Source organism: Pseudomonas sp. TH43 (assembly GCF_016650635.1).
Taxonomy (GTDB): Bacteria; Pseudomonadota; Gammaproteobacteria; order Pseudomonadales; family Pseudomonadaceae; genus Aquipseudomonas.
On the sequence record NZ_JAEKFI010000001.1, the window covers coordinates 260,976 to 281,126 of the forward strand.

Consider the following 20,151-nt stretch of genomic DNA (forward strand, 5'->3'; position numbering starts at 1 on the left):
CCGGCATGAATATTACGGGGAAAGGCTGGTACTCTGCACCGCTAAATTCAGCTTTACTGAGACGGTGACAGCAGTTTTTCATGGATTTTGCCAATGCCGCCCATACTGCGGAATCAATGACAGGCATGTCGACTATTAATAGCCACTGATAGTCTTGGGTCAAAAGCCCAGATAGAGTTCAGGGCATTAGAGGTTACTTTGACGAGGTTTGCGATGTCCCGCACGATCCGTTTTCACAAGTTTGGTCCGGCCGAGGTGCTCAAATGCGAAGAGCATGCGGCCGCTCAGCCAGGTCCTGGCGAAGTGCAGGTGCGTGTCGAAGCGATCGGCATCAGCTGGTATGACACGCTCTGGCGTCAGAACCTGGCCTCGTCTCAGGCACGTTTGCCTGCAGGCCTTGGTCACGAGATGGCCGGTGTGGTCACCGCCGTCGGCGACGGTATAGATGATCTCTCGGTGGGCGACAAGGTTGCCAGTTTCCCGGCCGAGAGCGCGAACGATTACCCGGTTTACGGCGAGCAGATCTTGCTGCCACGTACCGCGCTGACCCGTTATCCAGACGTACTCAGCCCAATCGAAGCCAGCGTGCACTACACGCCGCTGCTGATTGCCTACTTTGCCTACGCTGATCTGGCACGGGTAAAACCGGGGCAGTTCGCCTTGGTGACTGACGCCAGCCATTGCGCCGGGCCGTCCTTTGTACAACTGGGCAAAGCCTTGGGTGTGCGGGTGATTGCGGCGACCAAAACGGCGGAGGAGCGTGAGTACCTGCTGTCGCTGGGCGCCGAGAAAGTCATCGTCACCGAGGAAGAAGATCTGCTGATGCGGATCAACAAGATCACCGACAATCGTGGCGTCGACGTAGTATTCGATGGTCTCGGTGGCCCGCAGATGTCGTTGTTGGGTGACGTCCTTGCACCGCGTGGCAGCCTGGTTTTGTACGGTCTGCAGGGCGGCAACCAGACGCCTTTCCCGGCCTGCGCAGCGTTCCAGAAGAACATCCAGTTCTTTGTGCACTGCATCGGTAACTTCACCGGTAAGCCAGAGCTGGGCATCACTCAGGATCACGTCGCGTTGCAACGGGCCTTGCGTGATATCAACCAGTTGACCGCCGATCGTGTACTGCTGCCGCTCAAGACTCGGGTTTTCCCGTTCAACGAGTTTGTCGAGGCTCATCGCTATATGGACGAATGCCCATGTCGCGAACGAGTCGCCTTGCAGGTCGAGTCGGCTTAATAGCTCAGATCAGAGTCCGTGGCCCCACGGACTCTTTGTTTTTCACTCCCCCCAACGAGACACCCAGCGCGACAAGCGCGCAGGGCCGTTCAGCAACTGAACTGGTTTTTGCTCTCGATCTGTATCTTCTAATCGCCATATAAGCCCTGATAATTGAATGATTACTTTCATCTCAAGGAATGAGCCATGTCTGTGCATTCAATTCGCCCTGTGCGATATCAAACGGCTACTTCTGCCCGTTATGTCAATTTCTGTTTAATTGTTGTAGGGCGTTTCCGAAATCGCGTCTTTTTTTCTTGTACTCAATTGTCGTGGGACCTTGTCGGAAGTTTCCTAGGCTATTTTTCAGGAAATAAAAAACCAGCAATAACAAGGTGTTGGCAGGCCAACGCAAAGAATCGCAGACCTTTAACGACTCAAGTGTTGCAAATAACTACGATTGCGTAAGTGTTAGCATTCGAGCGTCTATTACTTATTGATGAATTGTCATGCGGCCGCGTTTTCGGTCTGCGTGGCATGAAACTATTGATACCGGGTAAATACCGATGAGCACGATCCATGATCAGGCAATGAACTACGTCTATCAGCAAGTCTTGCAACGTTTGCTGAGCTTCTTTTCGCGTGCAGAGCGCACAGCCCTGCAATTGCTGATCCAGCGATTGGCAGTCGCGGCGGGCGGCATGGATAACATCGGTAATTTCAAGGTGATGGTGGTTCAGTCCGGCTCACGCGACAGCTGTTACACGCTGGCGTTATTGCGCGCGGCACAACTCACTATCGCCGGGCGAACGCCGGGCACCTTTCAGTTGCGTGTCGCCACGTTACGCTGGAACGGCACGGGGCAAACGGCCCTGCAAAACATGCATCGCAGCTTCAGTGCGCTGTTTCTCTACGATGATCCAAGGGTGGAACTGCTGATGGTGGATCATCGAGAGGTGCTGCCTTTCGATCACCAAGCGCTTATTAGCGAGGAGGGCCGCGACGCTCACCGCATCAATTTGCTGATGATCGGCCATCGCCGCACCTGGAATCAATCTCTCGATCTGTGGGACGACGCCTACCTGGCGACCGCCGAGTTCTACGGGCAGGTCGCCCGCTGGAATAACGGCGTGGACGCGCTGATTGGCAGTGAAACACCGCGCCGGCAAACATTGTTCCTTGATGGTCTCAATCGGGCCGCACAAAAAGCCGGAATAGGCAGCTTGCCGGAGAATCACGGCGGTTTTGAAGCGCTGTTCCCGCTGCTTGACCATCTGGGTGGCGACTATTACCGGTGTTTCTATCCCGATGATGAAAGGATGCCATGGCGTCCAGAGGGACAATTCGAGGCCTGTCGTCGCACCAGTTTCATCAAAATCAACGACATGATTGTCGGCAAACTGGAGGAACGCTGGCCTTTGCTCAGCGAGTTTCTCGGCGTTCAGGTTGACGATCTATCGATGTTTCAGGGCGATAACGAGTACGCCGACCCGTTACTGGCCGCGCACTTGCTGGGGTTACAGGCGAGCATTGTCGAGGGTCGAACGTACGAGGAGGGCGTGTGCGAATTCCTTCAGGACACGCTGCTGGACATGCGTCACAAGCAGGTGCCCGAGCCCGCGTGTGAACAATTGATCGCAGCGTTCGGTGATTTGTCCGATCTTGAGCAACTGCGTCAGCAGGCGGCAAAGCAACTTCAAGACGCTTTTGGCCTGAGTGACATCCAGGTGGCATGTCTGATGTTTGCACCCTTTATAGACAACGGCGCAGGGCTCGAGCGGTTTCTGCGTCATTGCCATCCCGGCATGCTGGTGGCATTGCCTGATCTGCACCGAGCGATGCAAGGCTTGCACGCGTCCGAGCAGGTGATGAAGTGGATGGTCGATGTCAGCGGACTGCCGATCAATCTGATCGGTCGTCTATACGCCATGGGGCCAGTCAGCATGGCCGAGTCGTCTGAAGCCTCGGCGCCTAATGCACAGCTGGACGACTGCACCGGTTTGACGGCAGTGGATCGGACTGCGGAAGGTTAAGCGTGACGGGTAGATCAGGAACATCACAGCCCAAGGATCTGGGGCCATGAGACCCTCAAGGGAGAAAGGTTTCGCTTATCAGTCGGTTTATCGTTATTTGAATTTGCTGATCAATGAGTCCGCCACTAATGGCAGCGTGCGCTTACCTTCTTTACGGCAACTGGCGGATCGCTTGAATGTATCGATCTCGACCATCCAGTATGCGTACTCGTTGCTGGAAAAGGAGGGGCGTGTCTACTCGGTGGCCAAATCGGGATATTACGCGCAATCATCGCCAACCCTGATGTCGCCTGGCAGCGCCAGTGATCTGCTTGAAGCCGTTTATGTCAACGCCAGACGCATCGGCATGTGCGTACTGAGCGCCGACGACCCGACTTCGCTGCAACCGCTGGACAGTCCATTGCTGATGCTGGAGCGCGAGCTATTGCGCCAATACCCGCGCCAACCGCCGCTTCAGGTACAACCCAGTGGTGAACTTGAGCTGCGTACCGCCCTTGCGGCGCGCTACACCACCTCGGCATTGAATAGCTGGCAGGCAGAGGACGTGTACATCGGGGCGGATCTGCGCGGCGTGCTGGAGATACTGATCTTCGCTCTTCAGTTACGAGGTGCAACGGTGCTGATCGAATCGCCCTGTGACTGGATGATTCTGCGTCTGTTTCAGGCGGCAGAGGTTCAGGTGATCGAATTGCCGTTGCAAGCCGATGGCGGGCTGGACCCGCAGCGTCTGGCGTCCTTGCTGGCGACCGAGCGTGTCGGGTTGATCATGTTGTCGTCGGTGCTGAACATGCCCCGTGGCAGCTTCGTCCCGCACGCCAATCGACAAGTCATTGCGCAATTGCTCCTCAGGTATGGCACTTGGGTGCTGGAGAATGACAGTTGCAGCGAGTTGGCGGACGCCCCGGATGCGCAACACTTTCGCGAATGGCTTGATCCCGATCGGCTGCTGATCTTTTCTGCCTTCGACAAAATCATCGGCGCTGAAGCCCCTTACGGTTTTGTCTTGTCCCGGCAATGGCGCAGCGAGCTGCAGCGCCACTTTCTGTTGCGATCGTTTCGATTGTCTTGTGCTCGTCAGAAAGCCATAGCCCGATTACTCGCAAACGGGCGCGTCGATCAGCACTTGCAGATATTGCGACGCCTGCTCAAAGAGCGCCGGACACAGTTGATCCAACTGCTGCGCGAGCGTTTGGGGGATACCGTGCAGATTGTCGAGCCGCAGGGCGGCGCAACGGTCTGGTTGAACTCGGTCAGACCTGTGGACATGAATGAAGTGTTCTACTGCCTGCTCAGGCAACAGGTGGTGATTGCTCCCGGCGAGCTGTTCAGCCTCAATGGTGACTACGCACACCATTTGCGGTTGAGCCCGATCTGTCACAGCGAACACGACCTGGCCGGGGTGGTCGGTCAGGTGGGCGATGCGCTGCGCCTTGCGCCCGACGGCTGATGTTAAAAAACTTCCGGGATGTCTCGGATACATCCCATCGCACTGCGGTCAAACTGCCAGTAAACTGCGCTGTATTTCCTGAACCACTCTATTTCAGAGGTTTTGCATGACACTCAGTCCTTTTGCGGGCAAACCGGCACCGGCAGAATTGTTGGTCGACATCCCGCGACTGGTAACGGCTTATTACACCGGCCAGCCTGATGCATCGGTTTCGACCCAGCGCGTAGCGTTTGGCACCTCCGGTCACCGGGGCAGTTCCTTCGACTTGAGTTTCAATGAGTGGCACGTTCTGGCCATCAGCCAGGCTATCTGCCTGTACCGCGAGGCTCAGGGCATTACCGGCCCGTTGTTCGTCGGTATCGATACCCATGCCTTGTCGACCCCGGCCGGGGCGAGCGCGCTGGAAGTGCTGGCGGCCAACGGCGTGACGGTAATGATCGCCGAGGGCGACGAGTACACCCCGACGCCGGCGATTTCCCACGCCATTCTTTGCTACAACCGTGGCCGCACCTCGGGCCTGGCCGACGGCATCGTCATCACGCCGTCGCATAATCCGCCACAAAGCGGGGGTTACAAATACAACCCAACCAACGGTGGCCCGGCCGACACACACATCACCAAGTGGATCGAAGCCAAGGCTAACGAACTACTGGCCAACAAACTGGCCGGCGTCAAGCGCATCAGCTACGAGCAGGCACTCAAGGCCAGCACCACCCATCGTCACGACTACGTGAACAGCTACGTTGCCGACCTGATCAACGTGATCGACTTCGACGCGATCCGTGACGCCAAACTGCGCCTTGGCGTTGATCCGTTGGGCGGAGCAGGGGTGCGCTACTGGTCGGCCATTGCCGAGCACTACCGCCTGGACCTGGATGTGGTGAACAAGCAAGTCGATGCGACTTTCCGCTTCATGACCGTTGACTGGGATGGCCAGATTCGCATGGACCCTTCGTCCAGCCACGCGATGCAAGGCTTGATCGGTCTGAAAGAGCGCTTCGACGTCGCGTTTGCCTGCGATCCGGATCACGACCGTCACGGCATCGTCACGCCGTCCGGCGGTTTGCTGGCACCGAACAACTATCTGGCCGTGTCCATCGATTACCTGTTCCAGAACCGTCCGCAATGGCGCGCCGATGCGGCCGTGGGCAAAACCGTGGTGAGCAGCGGTCTTATCGATCGTGTTGCCAAGCGCCTGGGCCGTCGCCTGTACGAAGTGCCGGTCGGTTTCAAATGGTTCGCCGAAGGTCTGTTCGACGGCTCGTTGGGTTTTGGTGGCGAAGAGAGCGCAGGGGCTTCGTTCCTGCGCAAGGACGGTGGTGTATGGAGCACCGACAAGGACGGTCTGATCCCGGCCTTGCTCGCTGCCGAAATGACCGCCCGCACTGGCCGCGATCCAAGTCAGGCCTATCGCGCCCTGACCGATGAACTGGGCGAGCCGTTCTCGGTACGTGTCGACGCCAAGGCCAACCCGGAGCAGAAAGCGTTGCTCAGCAAACTGTCACCGGCACAAGTCACCTCGACCGAACTCGCAGGCGAGAAAATCCAGAGCATCCTCAGCCATGCACCGGGTAACGATCAGGCGATTGGCGGTCTTAAAGTGATGACCGAAAACGGCTGGTTCGCGGCACGCCCATCGGGTACCGAGGACATCTACAAGATCTACGCCGAAAGCTTCATCAGCGACGAACACTTGAAGCAACTGGTGGTTGAAGCGCAAACCTTGGTGGATGGCGCCATCAGCACTAAATAATCCGTAAGAGGCAGTTGACTTGTGGCGAGGGAACTTGCTCCCTCGCCACAACGACACACATGTTGAATAAAAGGGGCAACCATTGCGGTTGCCCCTTTTTTTTGCCCGCCAGTCATGAAATCAGGCGAGATCAACCAGCACGATCTCACTGTCCTCGATTGCCGTAACCGTCAGCACCCGCTCATGCGCAACCGCTACACCGTCTCGAGCCTGCGCACGCAAGCCATTGACTTCAATCACGCCAGTCGCCGGCACCAGATAAGCACGACGCCCTTCATCCAGACGATACTCAGCGGTTTCCCCAGCCCTGATATTCGCCGCCACCAAACGCGCATCCGCACGAATGCGCAAGCTCTGGTCATCACCGTCCTTACCGCTGGCGAGCGTCACAAAACCTTCGCGCTGACCTTTTGGAAACGGTTTCGCTCCCCACGACGGTGGAGCCCCGGTTTCAGTTGGCAAAATCCAGATCTGGAAGATCTTGGTGTCTTTGGCTTCCAGGTTGTATTCGCTGTGCGCGATACCGGTGCCCGCGCTCATCACTTGCACGTCACCCACTTCAGTGCGGCCCTTGTTGCCGAGGTTGTCCTGGTGGGTAATCGCACCTTCACGCACATAGGTGATGATTTCCATGTCGCGATGAGGGTGCTGCGGGAACCCGGTGCCGGCGGCAATGATGTCGTCGTTCCACACCCGAAGGTTGCCCCAGTTCATGCGCTGCGGATCGTGATACTCGGCGAACGAAAAGTGGTGATGGGCATCCAACCAGCCGTGATGGGCGCCGCCCAGCGAGCTGAAAGGTCTGAGTTCAAGCATGATCGTCTCCTGAAACCTGTGGTTTATGGCACCGATCATCTATCAGTAAAACATCGATAAAAAGCGTAAAAAGTGCGGCATCAGGATCGAATTGATCGATGAGAATCAATTCGAAACGCTCTCATCCCACCTTCAGTTCATCGCCTAAGCCAATGACCCGCAAGCATTTCGCTAGAACTCAACGGCAAATGCAGACACCATAGCCATCAACAGCCTCACACACTGGAGCCCGTCAGCGTGGCGCAACACTCCCCCGATCTTCCTCCCGAACTTCGCCCACTTGCCGAAATGCCGTGGCTGAAACGCCTGGCCGCACGGTTCTTTGGCCATGGTCTGACGCGTTTGCGCGCGCAGCACCGCGCATCGTGGTTGCATGGCCAAGCCGATGGCTTTCGCAGCGGTCACACCGCTGGCGTCGAGTACGGCTTCAACGAGGGCAAACTCGAAGGCCTGGAAGAAGGGCGGCAAGTCCTGCTGATCCGCGACAGTCGCAGCACCGAACACCGACCGCCAAGTGTTGATAACCATCTGTTCGACGACTGGCGCCTTCCACTGACAGCCGAATTGAAGAAGCGCATCAAGGCCGACGTCGCGCGTTTACTGCCCGAGCACGCGCAGCCGAGCGCCGCGCAATGGAAGATGATTCTCAGTGATACGCCTTCGACTTCCGTAGTGGCTGGCGCCGGTGCGGGCAAGTCGACCACGCTGGTTCTGCGCATTCTGTTGCTCAGCCACTACTTGGGCTTTGAACTCGATTCGATGACGGTGGTGACCTTCACTCGCGAGTCGCGCAAGGATTTCATCAGCAAACTGCTCGAAATGTTTGCGCTGTGGGGGCAGATGCTGAGCCTTCAGCAGGCGCGGGAACTGGTGCGCACCTTTCACTCGCGCATTCTGCCGATGGTACGCAGCCTGCCGGGGTTTGAGCGTTTGCAGGCGTTCGAAAACCTCAGTCAGCGGACGCAGGGCGCTGATGACGACGTCGACAGCAATCCATTTGATTTGCGTATCAACGATGCTCAGCGTCAGCAACTCAATGCCTGCTACCACCGCTTGTTCAACGAGGACGAGCGCTTTCGCCAATTGATTCAGCCGTTGTCCCGAGCGGGGATGCAGCTCAAGGAGTTGGAACGCGAGCACCCCGACGTGCAAAAACGCATGGCAGTGACTGAGCTGGCGGCCAAGCGCGATGAAGAACTGTGCGATGCCATTGAAGACCTGTGGTTTCGCGCCGGCGCCTGGCCAATCAAAGGCATCGAGCCTAAGCGTCAGACCTTCGACATCAACGGCTCGACGTTCCACTGCCATGGCTACATTCCCAGCCTCGATGCGTGGGTTGTGCTTGGTTTTGATCCGCGCGAGAACGCACAAATCTGCCGCCCGAACGCCAAGCTTTCGCTACGTGCAGAGTGGGCAGTCAAGCGCACCCTGTTTCAAGCTTTTTGCCGTAAGCCGTTGATATGGCTCGATAGTTACGACTCTTCCAAGCGTGTTCTGGCAACGTTGGCGGGTGATGCGAGCGCTGGCCCAGGCTTTGATTACAAGGTCAAAGGCGAGCTCGCCTCCGCGCCGTTGCTCGACTGTTTTGTCGCCGCCGCAGGTTTTATTGAAAACCTGGGGCTCGACGTGCCGGATGCCGTTGGCCGCATGAGCTTCGCCAAGGATGACCCGGATCGCTTTTTCTTCGAGGCGTTGAGTCTGTTCTGGCGTGCGTTTGAAGATCATCTGCTCGATCAGAAACCGCCGGTGATGACCTACAACCGGATGTTTGCCCTGTTCAGTGAGCATTCGTCGGAGAATTTGAAACTGTTGAGTGATGAGCTGCTGCGACCCATGTCGCACCTGATGATCGACGAATTTCAGGATGTATCGCCGCAGATCGTCTCGTGGATCCGTGCCAGCCTTACAGAAGTCCGCAGCCGTGGCCCGTCCATGCATGTCGGGCGGGGCGCACAGCGCTCGTCCTTGTTGTGCGTCGGTGATGACTGGCAGTCGATTTACGGTTGGCGGGGCAGCTCGCCGAGCTATTTCATGGCGTTCAACAAGGAATTCCCTTCACCGAGCACCACACGGGTGATGCTCAGCGACAACTACCGCAGTCATCAGCACATCATCGATGCGGCCGAACACATCGTTCGCGCAGCGCCGGCAATTCCCGGCAAGAAAGCCAAGGCCAGCGGTGAGCCCAAGGCATTGCAGCCGGTCAATGTGATGGAGCGCGACGATCAAGCCTTGGGCGAGCGGCTCGCCGAGCACTACCGTCAGGGCCATTCAATCTTGATGCTCTATCGAAAAAGCAGCGATAAGTTATTGATTGAGCAGCATATTCAGCCTGTTGTTAATGTTGATTCGAGCTTGCCCCATGAAGCCCGGCGCTTAAAACAACTGACTTACCACAGCGCCAAAGGACTGCAAGCGGATGCTGTTTTTCTGCTCGGCGATTGCCAGCATCTAACCAGTTCGCCCTACAAAAACCAGGTCTATCGCATGGCCGGATTGGGTAAAAGTGGCGACAGCGAGCCATACGACAGCTCGCAAAAGGACGAAATCCTGCGGTTGGCCTACGTGGGCATTACTCGCGCCGTAAGCCATTGTTACTGGTACGTCGAGCCGCAAGAGAACCAGGCGGGGAACATGCCACGCGCCTCTGATCGGGTCGCCAAGGGCAAAGCGTTTTTTGCCGATCACCGCACACAAAAGGCAAAGGCATAAGCACAAAAAAGCCCGCAGCAATGCGGGCTTTTTCGTTTTAAATCAATTGATTATGCGTAACTCCTCAATAGCTCCGGAGGAACAAAAGCCTCCAGCTCATCCTCCACTGCCTCGATAATTCGCTCGACATCTGCTGCATTCATCACCGTGGCACAAGGAATGCCGGCGATGGCGATCATGGTTTCGCCACTGGCTCGATCAAACAGGCGAGCGATCATGCTACCCGGCGCATCCATTGTTGCCTCGAAACCCATAGGATGAAAATGCCAGCGCATCAACTGGCAGGCGTTGGGGAACGTGACTTTGCTTGACCCTTTATTCATGTGTTGCCCGCCTTCTTCATCGAGCGATTCCTTTTGCTCATGTTAGGTGGGAAGAGCCTTCATTGGCTCAACCGGTAACTGACATTAAAAGTAGCATCCGCGTGTGAATTTCCTGTGAGATTTTTCAGTTCATTTGGCGATTGCTTCGCATTTTTTGATGTAAGTCACGGCCTACACAATCATCGCCAAAGTGCCACTACGGATTAGTGATTGAAGCCTGTGCCGAACTTGGGCAAGCTCGATTCTTTTTCGCTGAGCCCTTTATGCAAGCCGACAACGACGGCCCAGAACAGACCCAGGCCACGTCCGCCACGGTCATGCGCTACCACCTGAGCTGGAAACACCGCGACCTGGACGCCGTGATGGCGCTGTATCACCCGGACATTCAATACAACGACTTCTTCCAGAATCGCGTACTCGGTCTCGACGAGTTGCGCGAGTACGTGCGCGTCAGCATGCCGCGAGAATCCGACGAGCTGCTTGAGCATTGCGACCGCATTCGCATCGATGGCGACACCGCGTTCATTCAATACGAAGTGACCTTGCGTGGCGGCGATGGCCTGGTGTCGTTCCGTTCCAGCGAGGCCATCACGGTCAGGGACGGACTGATCTGGCGCGTCAACGAATACGCTTCACTCGTGCGCGCCCAAACCCAAGGCGCCAGCGCATCGAGTCAGCGTCCGGCAGTCAGTCGCCTGGGTTTGTCGCCGCGTCAATTGAGCTTCATGGCCGACGATCTGCAGCAGTATTTCGACAAACAGCAGCCTTACCTCGATCCCGAACTCGACCTGCAACGCGTGGCGAAGGAGTGCGGGTACAGCCGCAATCAGATTTCCTACCTGCTGAACCAAGTGCTTGGGCAGAGCTTCTACCGCTACGTCAATCAGGCGCGGTTGCAGCATTTGCTGCGCGCACTGGACGACGCCAGACCTCCGGTACGTATCGATGAACTGGCCTTCGCCGCCGGATTCAATTCGCTGTCGGCGTTTTACAGTTGCTTCCGCCAGCACACCGGGCAGTCGCCGAAGGCTTACGCGAAACAAATTTCTTTGCGGACACGCGCGCAAGACTTGTCCTGAGCACTGCCACTAGGATCGACGCCATCGAAGGTTTTCAGTGGCGGAGTCTTGCATGCCGGCGTGGCGCACTATCAGTTTGTGGATGGATCAACTCGACGAGCCGCTGACCGCGCGGCCCGAGCTTGAGCGGGACCTGGACGTCGACGTGGCGATCATCGGCGCCGGCTACACCGGGCTGTGGACCGCGTACTACCTGAAGAAGCTCGCGCCGGGGCTGGAGATCGCCATCGTCGAGGCGCAAACCGCCGGGTTCGGTGCATCCGGGCGCAATGGCGGGTGGTTGATGGGCAATCTGCTGGGCGAAGATCGTCTGCTCGCAGGCCTGTCGCCCGAGCAGCGCCGCGCGTCTTTTGATCTGCTGCACAGCATTCCCGATGAGGTGGAAGTTGTCCTCGAACGCGAAGGCATCGACTGCGATTACCGCAAGGGCGGCGTGCTTTACTGCGCTGCGCGTTATCCCGAGCAAGAGGCCACACTGCGGGAATACCTCCGCACGCTGCACGCCCAAGGCCTGACCGACGACGATTATCGTTGGCTCAGCCCTGAGCAACTGGCGCAGCAGATTCGCATCGCCAAACCTTACGGCGGCATTTACGCGCCGCATGTGGCAACCATTCATCCGGCAAAACTGGTGCGCGGTCTTGCGCGGACCGTGCAGGCCATGGGTGTGAAGATTTACGAAAACAGCCCGGTCACCCATTGGCAATCTGGCAGTCTGCGCACCGCCAAGGCCAGCGTGCGCAGCCGCTGGATCGTGCCAGCCGTGGAAGGTTATTCGGTGACCTTGCCACCACTGGGCCGTTATCAGTTACCGGTGCAAAGCCTGATCGTCGCCACCGAGCCGTTGTCCGCGGCGACCTGGGATGAAATTGGCCTCAACCGCGGCCAAGCGTTCAGCGAGTTCAGCCGTCAGGTCACTTATGGCCAGCGCAGCGCTGACAACCGTCTGATTTTCGGCGCCCGTGGCGGCTATCAGTTCGCGGGCAAGCTCCGCCATAACTTCGACCTGACGCGCGACGAGGTCGAACTGCGCCGCTATCTGTTCGGCGAACTGTTTCCGCAACTGAAAAACGTACAGATCACTCACGCTTGGGGCGGCAACCTCGGCATGTCGCGGCACTTCAAACCGCACATGCTCTGCGATCGCGCCAACGGCATCGCGCTGTCCGGTGGTTATGGCGGGGAGGGCGTCGGCGCCAGCAATCTCGGTGGGCGTACGCTGGCGGATTTGATTCTGGAGCGCGACACCGAACTGGTTAAGCAGCCGTGGGTGCTGCCCGATGGCGCAATACACGCGTTGCGCGCCTGGGAGCCGGAGCCATGCCGATGGCTCGGTTACAACGCGATCATCAAAAGCTTTGTCCACGAAGACCAGACCCTGGCCAATCCGGCAACCGCGCCATGGCGGCGCAAACTCGCCAGCCAGGTCGCCGGTTTCATGGAAGGTTTCATGCACTAACGCCGTTCTCTTTAAAAGACAGGTCAGACCATGAGCATTACGCAGTTCAAGAACACCGCCACATTGCCGCTGGACGAATCCAACCCGGTCGCCGTGCCACTCGGCGAGCCGGTGGCGATTGCCTCGACCACCAGTGTCGAGCGCGATGACGGCGTCGAAACCGGCGTCTGGGAATGCACGCCGGGCCGCTGGCGTCGACAGATCACTGCTCAGGAGTTCTGTCATTTCATCTCCGGGCGCTGCACGTTCACCCCCGACGGCGGTGGTGAAACCCTGCACATACAAGGTGGCGACGCACTGATGTTGCCAGCCAACACGCTCGGCATCTGGGATATCCAGGAGACCGTGCGCAAGACTTACGTGCTGATTTTCTGATTTTTCGATCTTTGATTGCCTGCCAACAAAAAAACCTACACAGGAATCGATCCATGATCCGCAAAACCCTCGCTCTGGCACCGCTGATGCTCGCCGTTTCCCTCGCCCAGGCAGCGGAAACGGTGAAGGTCTACAACTGGTCCGATTACATCGCTCCCGACACCACCAAAAATTTCGAGAAGGACACCGGCGTCGGCGTTACCTATGACGTTTACGACAGTAACGAAACCCTCGACGGCAAGCTGATGACCGGCAAATCCGGTTACGACGTGGTGTTTCCGTCCAACCACTTCATGGCCCGCCAGATTCAGGGCGGGGCGCTGAAGAAACTCGACAAGAGCCAGTTGCCGAACTGGAAGAACCTCAACCCGGTGCTGCTCAAGGCGTTGCAGGTCAATGATCCGAACAACGAACATGGTTTCCCGTACCTGTGGGGCAGCACTGGCATCGGCTACAACATTGCCAAGGTCAAAGCCGTACTGGGCGATGACGCGCCCGTGGATTCCTGGGACTTGATCTTCAAGCCCGAGTACATGGAAAAGCTGCAAAAGTGCGGCGTGGCGATCCTCGACAACGGCCCGGAATTGCTCCCGGCGGCGCTCAACTACCTCGGCTTGCCGCACCACAGCAAGAATCCCGAGGACTACAAGAAAGCCGAAGCATTGCTGATGAAAGTACGGCCCTACGTCAGCTACTTCCACTCCTCGAAGTACACCAGTGACCTCGCCAATGGCGACATCTGCGTCGCTGTCGGTTTTTCCGGCGACATCCTGCAAGCGGAAAACCGCGCCAAAGAAGCCAAGAACGGTGTCGACATCGGTTACAACATTCCCAAGGAAGGCGCCGCCATCTGGTTCGACATGGTCGCCATGCCCGCCGATGCGCCGGACGAGAAGGCCGGTTACGCGTTCATGGACTACCTGCTGCGCCCGGAAGTGATGGCCGGCATCAGCAACTATGTGCACTACGCCAACGGTAACGAACAGGCCGACAGCCTCATCGACCCGGCGATCAAGAACGACACCAAGGTGTACCCGAGCCCGGAAATGATGGGCAAGTTATTCGCACTGGAAGCCATGCCTCTGAACATCGACCGCATCCGCACCCGCGTCTGGAACAAAATCCGCACTGGCAGTTGAGCATTCCCGGTAAACCCTGTTCCTGTAGGGATCCTGTAGGAACTGACGAGTAAAACGAGGCTGCGATCCTTTGATTTTTAAATTTCAAGATCAAAAGATCGCAGCCTCGTTTTACTCGTCAACTCCTACAGTTTGATAGTGTTTTTGAAGGCTGTAAGCGTTGATATCAATACACTGGCACTGCACCGATAAAGTGCAGGAAAGTGAGACGTAACCTGCAAAAAACAACTTACCGATATTTAATAATTAAATAGAAAATCGTCGGACAGTTAGACGCAAACCAGCAACTTCAAACAATATTCAGGCCCCGCACGCTTTGTTTACGGCAGTTTTACCAAACAGTTCAATTTGATCTCAAAAAAACGCTAGACGTCAGATTTCAAATTGTGTCAGGTTTCTGATGCCTTCATTGGGCGAGTGATAGGACGATCTCGCCAGAGAGAGTCCTATCGGACAAAAACTGTTCCATTGCTAAACAAGGAAGTGTGTTTATGTCGAAAGTTAAAGCGAACGCTATTGATACCGCCGAACAGGCTTTCCAGCTGTCCGCGGCGCCGCAACCTCTGGCCGCAGCCAGCTCGGCGTACAACCAGATCGATAGCTTCAGCCATCAATACGACCGTGGTGGCAACCTCACGGTCAATGGCAAACCCTCCTTCTCCGTGGACCAGGCCGCAACGCAGTTGCTGCGCGACGGCGCTGCCTATCAGGACAAGGACGGCAGCGGCAAGATTGAGCTCACTTACACGTTCCTGACGTCAGCATCGTCTAGCACGATGAACAAGCACGGGATCACCGGGTTCAGTCAGTTCAGCGCACAACAGCAGGCCCAGGCCAAGCTCGCCATGCAATCCTGGGCGGACGTGGCCAACGTCACCTTCACCGAGAAAGCCTCGGGCGGCGACGGCCACATGACCTTCGGTAACTACAGCGGTGGCCAGGATGGCGCGGCAGCGTTCGCCTATCTGCCGGGCACCGGTAACGGTTACGACGGCACGTCGTGGTACTTGATCAACAGTGGCTACACGCAGAACAAGACCCCGGATCTGAACAACTACGGTCGTCAGACCCTGACTCACGAAATCGGCCACAGCCTCGGTCTGGCCCATCCTGGCGACTACAACGCCGGCAATGGCAACCCGACTTACAACGACGCGTCCTACGGGCAAGACACCCGCGGCTACAGCGTCATGAGTTACTGGAGCGAGAGCAATACCAACCAGAACTTCAGCAAGGGCGGCGTCGAAGCGTATTCGTCCGGCCCACTGATGGACGATATCGCCGCCATCCAGAAGCTCTACGGCGCCAACATGAACACCCGTACCGGTGACACCACCTACGGCTTCAACTCCAATGCTGGCCGCGACTTCCTCAGCGCCTCGTCGTCGAGCGACAAGCTGGTGTTCTCGGTGTGGGATGCGGGCGGCAAGGACACCTTCGACTTCTCGGGTTTCACCCAGAACCAGAAGATCAACCTCAATGAAGCCTCGTTCTCCGATGTTGGTGGCCTGGTGGGTAACGTCTCGATCGCCAAAGGCGTGACCATCGAGAATGCCATCGGCGGTTCGGGCAACGATCTGCTGATCGGCAACAGCGCATCCAACGAGCTCAAAGGTGGTGCCGGCAACGACATCATCTACGGTGCTGGTGGTGCCGACAAACTGTGGGGCGGCGCAGGTTCGGATACTTTTGTGTTCGCAGCCAGCTCCGATTCCAAGCCGGGTGCCATCGATCAGATCCTCGATTTCGTCAGCGGTCTGGACAAAATCGACCTGACCGGCATCACCAAAGGTGCCGGCCTGCACTTCGTCAGCAGCTTCACCGGTGCAGCCGGCGATGCAATTCTGACCTCGTCGGGCGGTAACAGCCTGCTGTCGGTGGACTTCTCCGGGCACGGCGTGGCTGACTTTGCTGTCAGCACCGTGGGCCAGGCAGCAACCAGCGACATCGTGGCGTGATGTAAAAAGAAAGCGGCGTGCGAGCGCCGCTTTCTTCCCTTGCATCGCGTTACCCTGTAAGCAAGGCTACGCGCCGGAGCGAATAATCCTATGACGTACAGCGCTTTTGCCCGCAAGACTGTCGCGTGGCTGATGCCCGCACTGGTAATGATTTTTGGAGAAGCAACCATGGCAAGCAGCCTTAGACTCGAAGAACCCTCGGTATTTGCCGGTCACTGGCAGGCGACACTGAATGCTCGCAACGAAGTGGCGGACACTCAGGCGCATCAGGACAAACCGTCCAACATCTGCATCATCGATCTGCAAGTGAACAAGACCCTGGGCGAGGGCGCCGACTGCTTGGGCGCCTGGCTGGAAGAGACGCCGATCGGTTGGTTTCCCGACCCCGACGGAATTTCCATCACTGGCAAGGAAGGCTCAAGAATCCAGTTTTTCAGCCGACAACGTGATGGGCTTTACCTGACAACTTTGAAGTCGGGCCTGGAGATTACGCTTGAGCGCGCGGCGACATCATCGCAATGATCAAGTATGCGACAAGCTTTTGATATAAAGCGGTATCGCCTGGTTATAAGAAGACTGTTGGTGGCCACTGCACCGTAGTAAATAGCGTAAGTTGTTATGAAAGTGTAAGCGATCAACCACACAGCAAGTTCCGGCGTTAAGCCGATCATTAATTGAAGCCTCGCCAACAGTCGGCGGGATAACTTTCAGGAAGAATCAATGAAGATGGCGAAGGCCCCAGCCACCGCTCCCTTATTCAAGGCTTTGGGTGACTATAAAAGCATCCTGATCAGTGTCGGCTGTTTTACTGCACTGATTAACGTACTGATGCTGGTGCCCTCCATCTACATGCTCCAGGTCTATGACCGGGTGCTGTCGTCGCAAAATGAAACGACCTTGGCGATGCTGTCGCTGATGGTGGTCGGGTTCTTCGCCTTCATCGGGCTGCTTGAAGTGATCCGCAGCTTTATCGTGATCCGCATCGGCAGCCAGTTGGAGCGCCGTTTCAACCTGCGGGTCTATCAAGCGGCGTTCGAGCGAAACCTGTTCAAGGGCGAGGGCAACGCCGGGCAATCGTTGGGCGACCTGACGCACATTCGGCAATTCGTCACCGGGCCTGCGCTGTTCGCGTTTTTCGATGCGCCGTGGTTCCCGGTCTACCTGTTCGTCATTTATCTGTTCAACGTCTGGCTGGGCGTCCTCGCGACGGCAGGCGCATTGCTGCTGATCGCATTGGCGTGCCTCAACGAATACATGACCAAGAAGCCGTTGGGCGATGCTGCCGGTTTTTCGCAGAAGTCCAGCCAGTTGGCCACCAGTCATCTGCACAACGCCGAAACCATTCAGGCCATGGGCATGCTCGGTTCGCTGCGCAAGCGCTGGTTCCAGGTGCACTCGCGTTTTCTCGGCTTGCAGAATCAGGCCAGCGATACCGGCGCGGTGATCAGTTCGCTGAGTAAAACCCTGCGCCTGTGCCTGCAATCGTTGGTACTGGGCCTTGGCGCGCTGCTGGTGATCAAGGGGGATATGACCGCCGGCATGATGATCGCCGGTTCGATTTTGATGGGGCGTGTACTGAGCCCGATCGACCAGTTGATTGCCGTGTGGAAACAGTGGAGCGGGGCGAAGCTGGCTTACCGCCGTCTCGATGCGCTGTTGCAAGCTTTCCCGCCAAGCGACGAGGCCATGGCGCTGCCGGCGCCGAAAGGCCAGATCACGTTCGAACAAGTCAGCGCCGGCCCGCCGGGGCAACGCGCGGCGACGCTGCACATGGTCAATTTCAATCTGGGCGCGGGTGAAGTGCTGGGCGTGCTGGGGGCTTCGGGCTCCGGCAAGTCGACCCTGGCCCGTGTGCTGGTGGGCGTCTGGCCGACGCTGGGCGGCATCGTGCGTCTGGACGGCGCCGATATTCACCGTTGGAGCCGCGACCAGCTCGGTCCCTACATCGGCTATTTGCCACAAGACATCGAGCTGTTCAGTGGCAGCATCGCCGAGAACATCGCGCGTTTCAGCGAGGCCGATCCGCAAAAAGTCGTGGCCGCCGCGCAACAGGCCGGTGTGCACGAAATGATCCTGCGTTTGCCGCAAGGCTACGACACGCAATTGGGCGAGGACGGCAGCGGTTTGTCCGGTGGCCAGAAGCAGCGCGTCGCCCTGGCGCGCGCCATGTACGGCACGCCGAGCCTGGTGGTGCTGGATGAACCGAACTCCAACCTCGACACCGTTGGTGAAGCGGCATTGGCCAGCGCCATTGCCGCGCTCAAGGCCCAGGGCACCACCGTCGTGCTGGTCACGCACCGTTCTTCGGTGCTGGCCCAGGCCGACAAATTGCTGGTACTCAACGACGGTCGCTTGCAAGCCTTCGGCCCAAGCCAGGATGTGCTCAAGGCTCTTTCCGGCCAGCAAGAACAACAGCGTGAAAAACCTGCACAAGCACCGGGCGGGCTCAGCATGAGCCGGCAGTATCAGCCGACGACAAGGAATTCGGGTGTATGAGCAGCGCCAGCATGAACACTGAAAACGAAGCGAACATGGAACACGCCTACATCACCGAACGCCCGGAGCGCGATGCGAAGTTCTTCGCGCGCATGGGCTGGATTCTGGCCATCGTCGGCGCCGGCAGCTTCTTCACCTGGGCGGCATTGGCACCGCTCGATCAGGGCATTCCGGTGCAAGGCACTGTCGTCGTATCGGGCAAGCGCAAAGCTGTGCAGTCAATGAGCAGCGGCGTGGTCAGCCGGATTCTGGTGCGCGAAGGCGAGATCGTGAAGCAGGGGCAACCGCTGTTCCGTCTCGATCAGACGCAAGTCGCGGCCGACGTGCAATCGCTGCAAGCACAATACCGCATGGCCTGGGCCAGCCTCGCACGCTGGCAGGCCGAGCGCGACAACCTCAAACAAGTCACTTTCCCGGCCGAATTGAGCAACGATCCTGACCCGCGTCTGGCGATGGTGCTCGAAGGCCAGCGTCAATTGTTCAGCAGCCGTCGCGAAGCGTTCTACCGTGAACAGGCCGGATTGCGCGCCAGCATCGAAGGTGCCACCGCGCAACTGGCCGGCATGCGCCGTGCGCGCACCGACCTGAATGCGCAGGCCGATTCGCTGCAACAACAGTTGAGCAACCTGCAACCGTTGGCCGACAACGGTTACATCCCGCGCAACCGTTTGATGGAATACCAGCGCCAACTGTCGCAAGTGCAACAGCAACTGGCAGAAAACACCGGTGAAAGCGGGCGCGTGGAGCAGGGCATCCTCGAATCGCGCCTGAAGCTGCAACAGCACAGCGAGGAATACCAGAAGGAAGTGCGCACCCAACTGGCCGATGCCCAGCTGAAAAGCGTGACCCTGTCCGAGCAACTGACCTCCGCCGGTTTCGACCTGCAGCACAGCGAGATCATGGCCACCGCCGACGGTGTGGCGGTCAATCTCGGCGTGCACACTGAAGGCGCAGTGGTGCGTCAGGGCGAAACCCTGCTGGAAATTGTGCCGCAAGGCACCACGCTGGAAGTGGAAGGGCACTTGCCGATCAACCTGATCGACAAGGTGGGCACGCACCTGCCCGTGGACATTCTGTTTACCGCGTTCAACCAGAGCAAAACCCCGCGCGTACCGGGCGAAGTCAGCCTGATTTCCGCCGACCAGATGGTCGATGAGAAAACCGGCGTGCCGTACTACGTGTTGCGCAGCAGCGTCAGCGATCAGGCCATGGAGAAACTCAACGGTCTGGTGATCAAGCCTGGTATGCCGGCAGAAATGTTCGTGCGTACGGGTGAACGTTCACTCCTCAACTATCTGTTCAAACCGCTGCTCGACCGGGCCGGCTCCGCGTTGACCGAGGAATAA

Annotated in this window: 15 protein-coding genes; 13 read left to right on the plus strand and 2 right to left on the minus strand. The window is 57.8% G+C overall.

The window, feature by feature from the left end:
• Nucleotides 1-213 precede the first annotated feature (213 nt).
• From JFT81_RS01080 to pgm, 4 genes are all read left to right on the plus strand, one after another.
• Entirely contained in the window at nucleotides 214-1,236 is a 1,023-nt protein-coding gene (locus JFT81_RS01080; protein WP_201225626.1) for a zinc-dependent alcohol dehydrogenase family protein, read from the plus strand.
• Nucleotides 1,237-1,781: 545 nt separating this feature from the next.
• Nucleotides 1,782-3,248, plus strand: coding sequence for a hypothetical protein (locus tag JFT81_RS01085; protein ID WP_201225628.1), 1,467 nt, complete (start codon nucleotides 1,782-1,784; stop codon nucleotides 3,246-3,248).
• 46 nt (nucleotides 3,249-3,294) lie between these two features.
• Nucleotides 3,295-4,695 (plus strand): PLP-dependent aminotransferase family protein, encoded by a 1,401-nt coding sequence (locus JFT81_RS01090; protein WP_201225630.1) that lies wholly within the window; start codon nucleotides 3,295-3,297, stop codon nucleotides 4,693-4,695.
• 106 nt (nucleotides 4,696-4,801) lie between these two features.
• Nucleotides 4,802-6,448, plus strand: a complete 1,647-nt coding sequence (pgm, locus tag JFT81_RS01095; protein ID WP_201225632.1) for a phosphoglucomutase (alpha-D-glucose-1,6-bisphosphate-dependent) — start codon at nucleotides 4,802-4,804, stop codon at nucleotides 6,446-6,448.
• 120 nt (nucleotides 6,449-6,568) lie between these two features.
• Here the strand turns inward: pgm and JFT81_RS01100 are convergent, their stop codons facing one another.
• Nucleotides 6,569-7,264, minus strand: a complete 696-nt coding sequence (locus JFT81_RS01100) for a pirin family protein (RefSeq protein WP_201225634.1) — start codon at nucleotides 7,262-7,264, stop codon at nucleotides 6,569-6,571.
• Nucleotides 7,265-7,501: 237 nt separating this feature from the next.
• On the opposite strand from JFT81_RS01100, the gene JFT81_RS01105 reads away from it, so the two are divergent.
• Nucleotides 7,502-9,976, plus strand: a complete 2,475-nt coding sequence (locus JFT81_RS01105; RefSeq protein WP_201225636.1) for a UvrD-helicase domain-containing protein — start codon at nucleotides 7,502-7,504, stop codon at nucleotides 9,974-9,976.
• Nucleotides 9,977-10,026: 50 nt separating this feature from the next.
• Here JFT81_RS01105 and JFT81_RS01110 read toward each other — a convergent pair whose 3' ends face one another.
• Nucleotides 10,027-10,299 carry a DUF1652 domain-containing protein gene (locus tag JFT81_RS01110; protein WP_008086496.1) on the minus strand — a complete coding sequence of 91 codons (273 nt, stop codon included), beginning with the start codon at nucleotides 10,297-10,299 and terminating at the stop codon, nucleotides 10,027-10,029.
• Between the two features lie 263 nt (nucleotides 10,300-10,562).
• Between JFT81_RS01110 and JFT81_RS01115 the strand changes: the two genes are divergently transcribed.
• The 8 genes from JFT81_RS01115 (at nucleotide 10,563) to JFT81_RS01150 (ending at nucleotide 20,151) form a co-directional block, all read left to right on the plus strand.
• Nucleotides 10,563-11,378 (plus strand): helix-turn-helix domain-containing protein, encoded by an 816-nt coding sequence (locus JFT81_RS01115; protein WP_201225638.1) that lies wholly within the window; start codon nucleotides 10,563-10,565, stop codon nucleotides 11,376-11,378.
• A 52-nt stretch (nucleotides 11,379-11,430) separates the two neighbouring features.
• The gene (locus tag JFT81_RS01120; protein WP_201225640.1) at nucleotides 11,431-12,837 is read left to right on the plus strand and encodes an FAD-dependent oxidoreductase; all 1,407 of its coding nucleotides are present in this window, start codon (nucleotides 11,431-11,433) and stop codon (nucleotides 12,835-12,837) included.
• A gap of 30 nt (nucleotides 12,838-12,867) precedes the next feature.
• Nucleotides 12,868-13,212 carry a cupin domain-containing protein gene (locus JFT81_RS01125; protein ID WP_201225642.1) on the plus strand — a complete coding sequence of 115 codons (345 nt, stop codon included), beginning with the start codon at nucleotides 12,868-12,870 and terminating at the stop codon, nucleotides 13,210-13,212.
• A gap of 53 nt (nucleotides 13,213-13,265) precedes the next feature.
• Nucleotides 13,266-14,351 carry a polyamine ABC transporter substrate-binding protein gene (locus tag JFT81_RS01130; protein ID WP_201225644.1) on the plus strand — a complete coding sequence of 362 codons (1,086 nt, stop codon included), beginning with the start codon at nucleotides 13,266-13,268 and terminating at the stop codon, nucleotides 14,349-14,351.
• 491 nt (nucleotides 14,352-14,842) lie between these two features.
• Nucleotides 14,843-16,309: a serralysin family metalloprotease gene (locus JFT81_RS01135; RefSeq protein WP_201225646.1), complete on the plus strand. Its 1,467-nt coding sequence runs from the start codon at nucleotides 14,843-14,845 to the stop codon at nucleotides 16,307-16,309.
• Nucleotides 16,310-16,399: 90 nt separating this feature from the next.
• Entirely contained in the window at nucleotides 16,400-16,831 is a 432-nt protein-coding gene (locus JFT81_RS01140; protein ID WP_201225648.1) for an AprI/Inh family metalloprotease inhibitor, read from the plus strand.
• A 198-nt stretch (nucleotides 16,832-17,029) separates the two neighbouring features.
• The gene (locus JFT81_RS01145) at nucleotides 17,030-18,805 is read left to right on the plus strand and encodes a type I secretion system permease/ATPase (protein WP_201225650.1); all 1,776 of its coding nucleotides are present in this window, start codon (nucleotides 17,030-17,032) and stop codon (nucleotides 18,803-18,805) included.
• The gene (locus JFT81_RS01150; RefSeq protein WP_201225652.1) at nucleotides 18,802-20,151 is read left to right on the plus strand and encodes an HlyD family type I secretion periplasmic adaptor subunit; all 1,350 of its coding nucleotides are present in this window, start codon (nucleotides 18,802-18,804) and stop codon (nucleotides 20,149-20,151) included. The genes JFT81_RS01145 and JFT81_RS01150 overlap by 4 nt, the downstream gene beginning before the upstream one ends.

Coding starts and splice junctions, on each gene's coding strand:
- JFT81_RS01080 (WP_201225626.1), top strand. CDS start 214: ATGTCCCGCACGATCCGTTTTCACAAGTTTGGTCCGGCCGAGGTGCTC.
- JFT81_RS01085 (WP_201225628.1), top strand. CDS start 1,782: ATGAGCACGATCCATGATCAGGCAATGAACTACGTCTATCAGCAAGTC.
- JFT81_RS01090 (WP_201225630.1), top strand. CDS start 3,295: ATGAGACCCTCAAGGGAGAAAGGTTTCGCTTATCAGTCGGTTTATCGT.
- pgm (WP_201225632.1), top strand. CDS start 4,802: ATGACACTCAGTCCTTTTGCGGGCAAACCGGCACCGGCAGAATTGTTG.
- JFT81_RS01100 (WP_201225634.1), bottom strand. CDS start 7,264: ATGCTTGAACTCAGACCTTTCAGCTCGCTGGGCGGCGCCCATCACGGC.
- JFT81_RS01110 (WP_008086496.1), bottom strand. CDS start 10,299: ATGAATAAAGGGTCAAGCAAAGTCACGTTCCCCAACGCCTGCCAGTTG.
- JFT81_RS01115 (WP_201225638.1), top strand. CDS start 10,563: ATGCAAGCCGACAACGACGGCCCAGAACAGACCCAGGCCACGTCCGCC.
- JFT81_RS01120 (WP_201225640.1), top strand. CDS start 11,431: ATGCCGGCGTGGCGCACTATCAGTTTGTGGATGGATCAACTCGACGAG.
- JFT81_RS01125 (WP_201225642.1), top strand. CDS start 12,868: ATGAGCATTACGCAGTTCAAGAACACCGCCACATTGCCGCTGGACGAA.
- JFT81_RS01130 (WP_201225644.1), top strand. CDS start 13,266: ATGATCCGCAAAACCCTCGCTCTGGCACCGCTGATGCTCGCCGTTTCC.
- JFT81_RS01135 (WP_201225646.1), top strand. CDS start 14,843: ATGTCGAAAGTTAAAGCGAACGCTATTGATACCGCCGAACAGGCTTTC.
- JFT81_RS01140 (WP_201225648.1), top strand. CDS start 16,400: ATGACGTACAGCGCTTTTGCCCGCAAGACTGTCGCGTGGCTGATGCCC.
- JFT81_RS01145 (WP_201225650.1), top strand. CDS start 17,030: ATGAAGATGGCGAAGGCCCCAGCCACCGCTCCCTTATTCAAGGCTTTG.
- JFT81_RS01150 (WP_201225652.1), top strand. CDS start 18,802: ATGAGCAGCGCCAGCATGAACACTGAAAACGAAGCGAACATGGAACAC.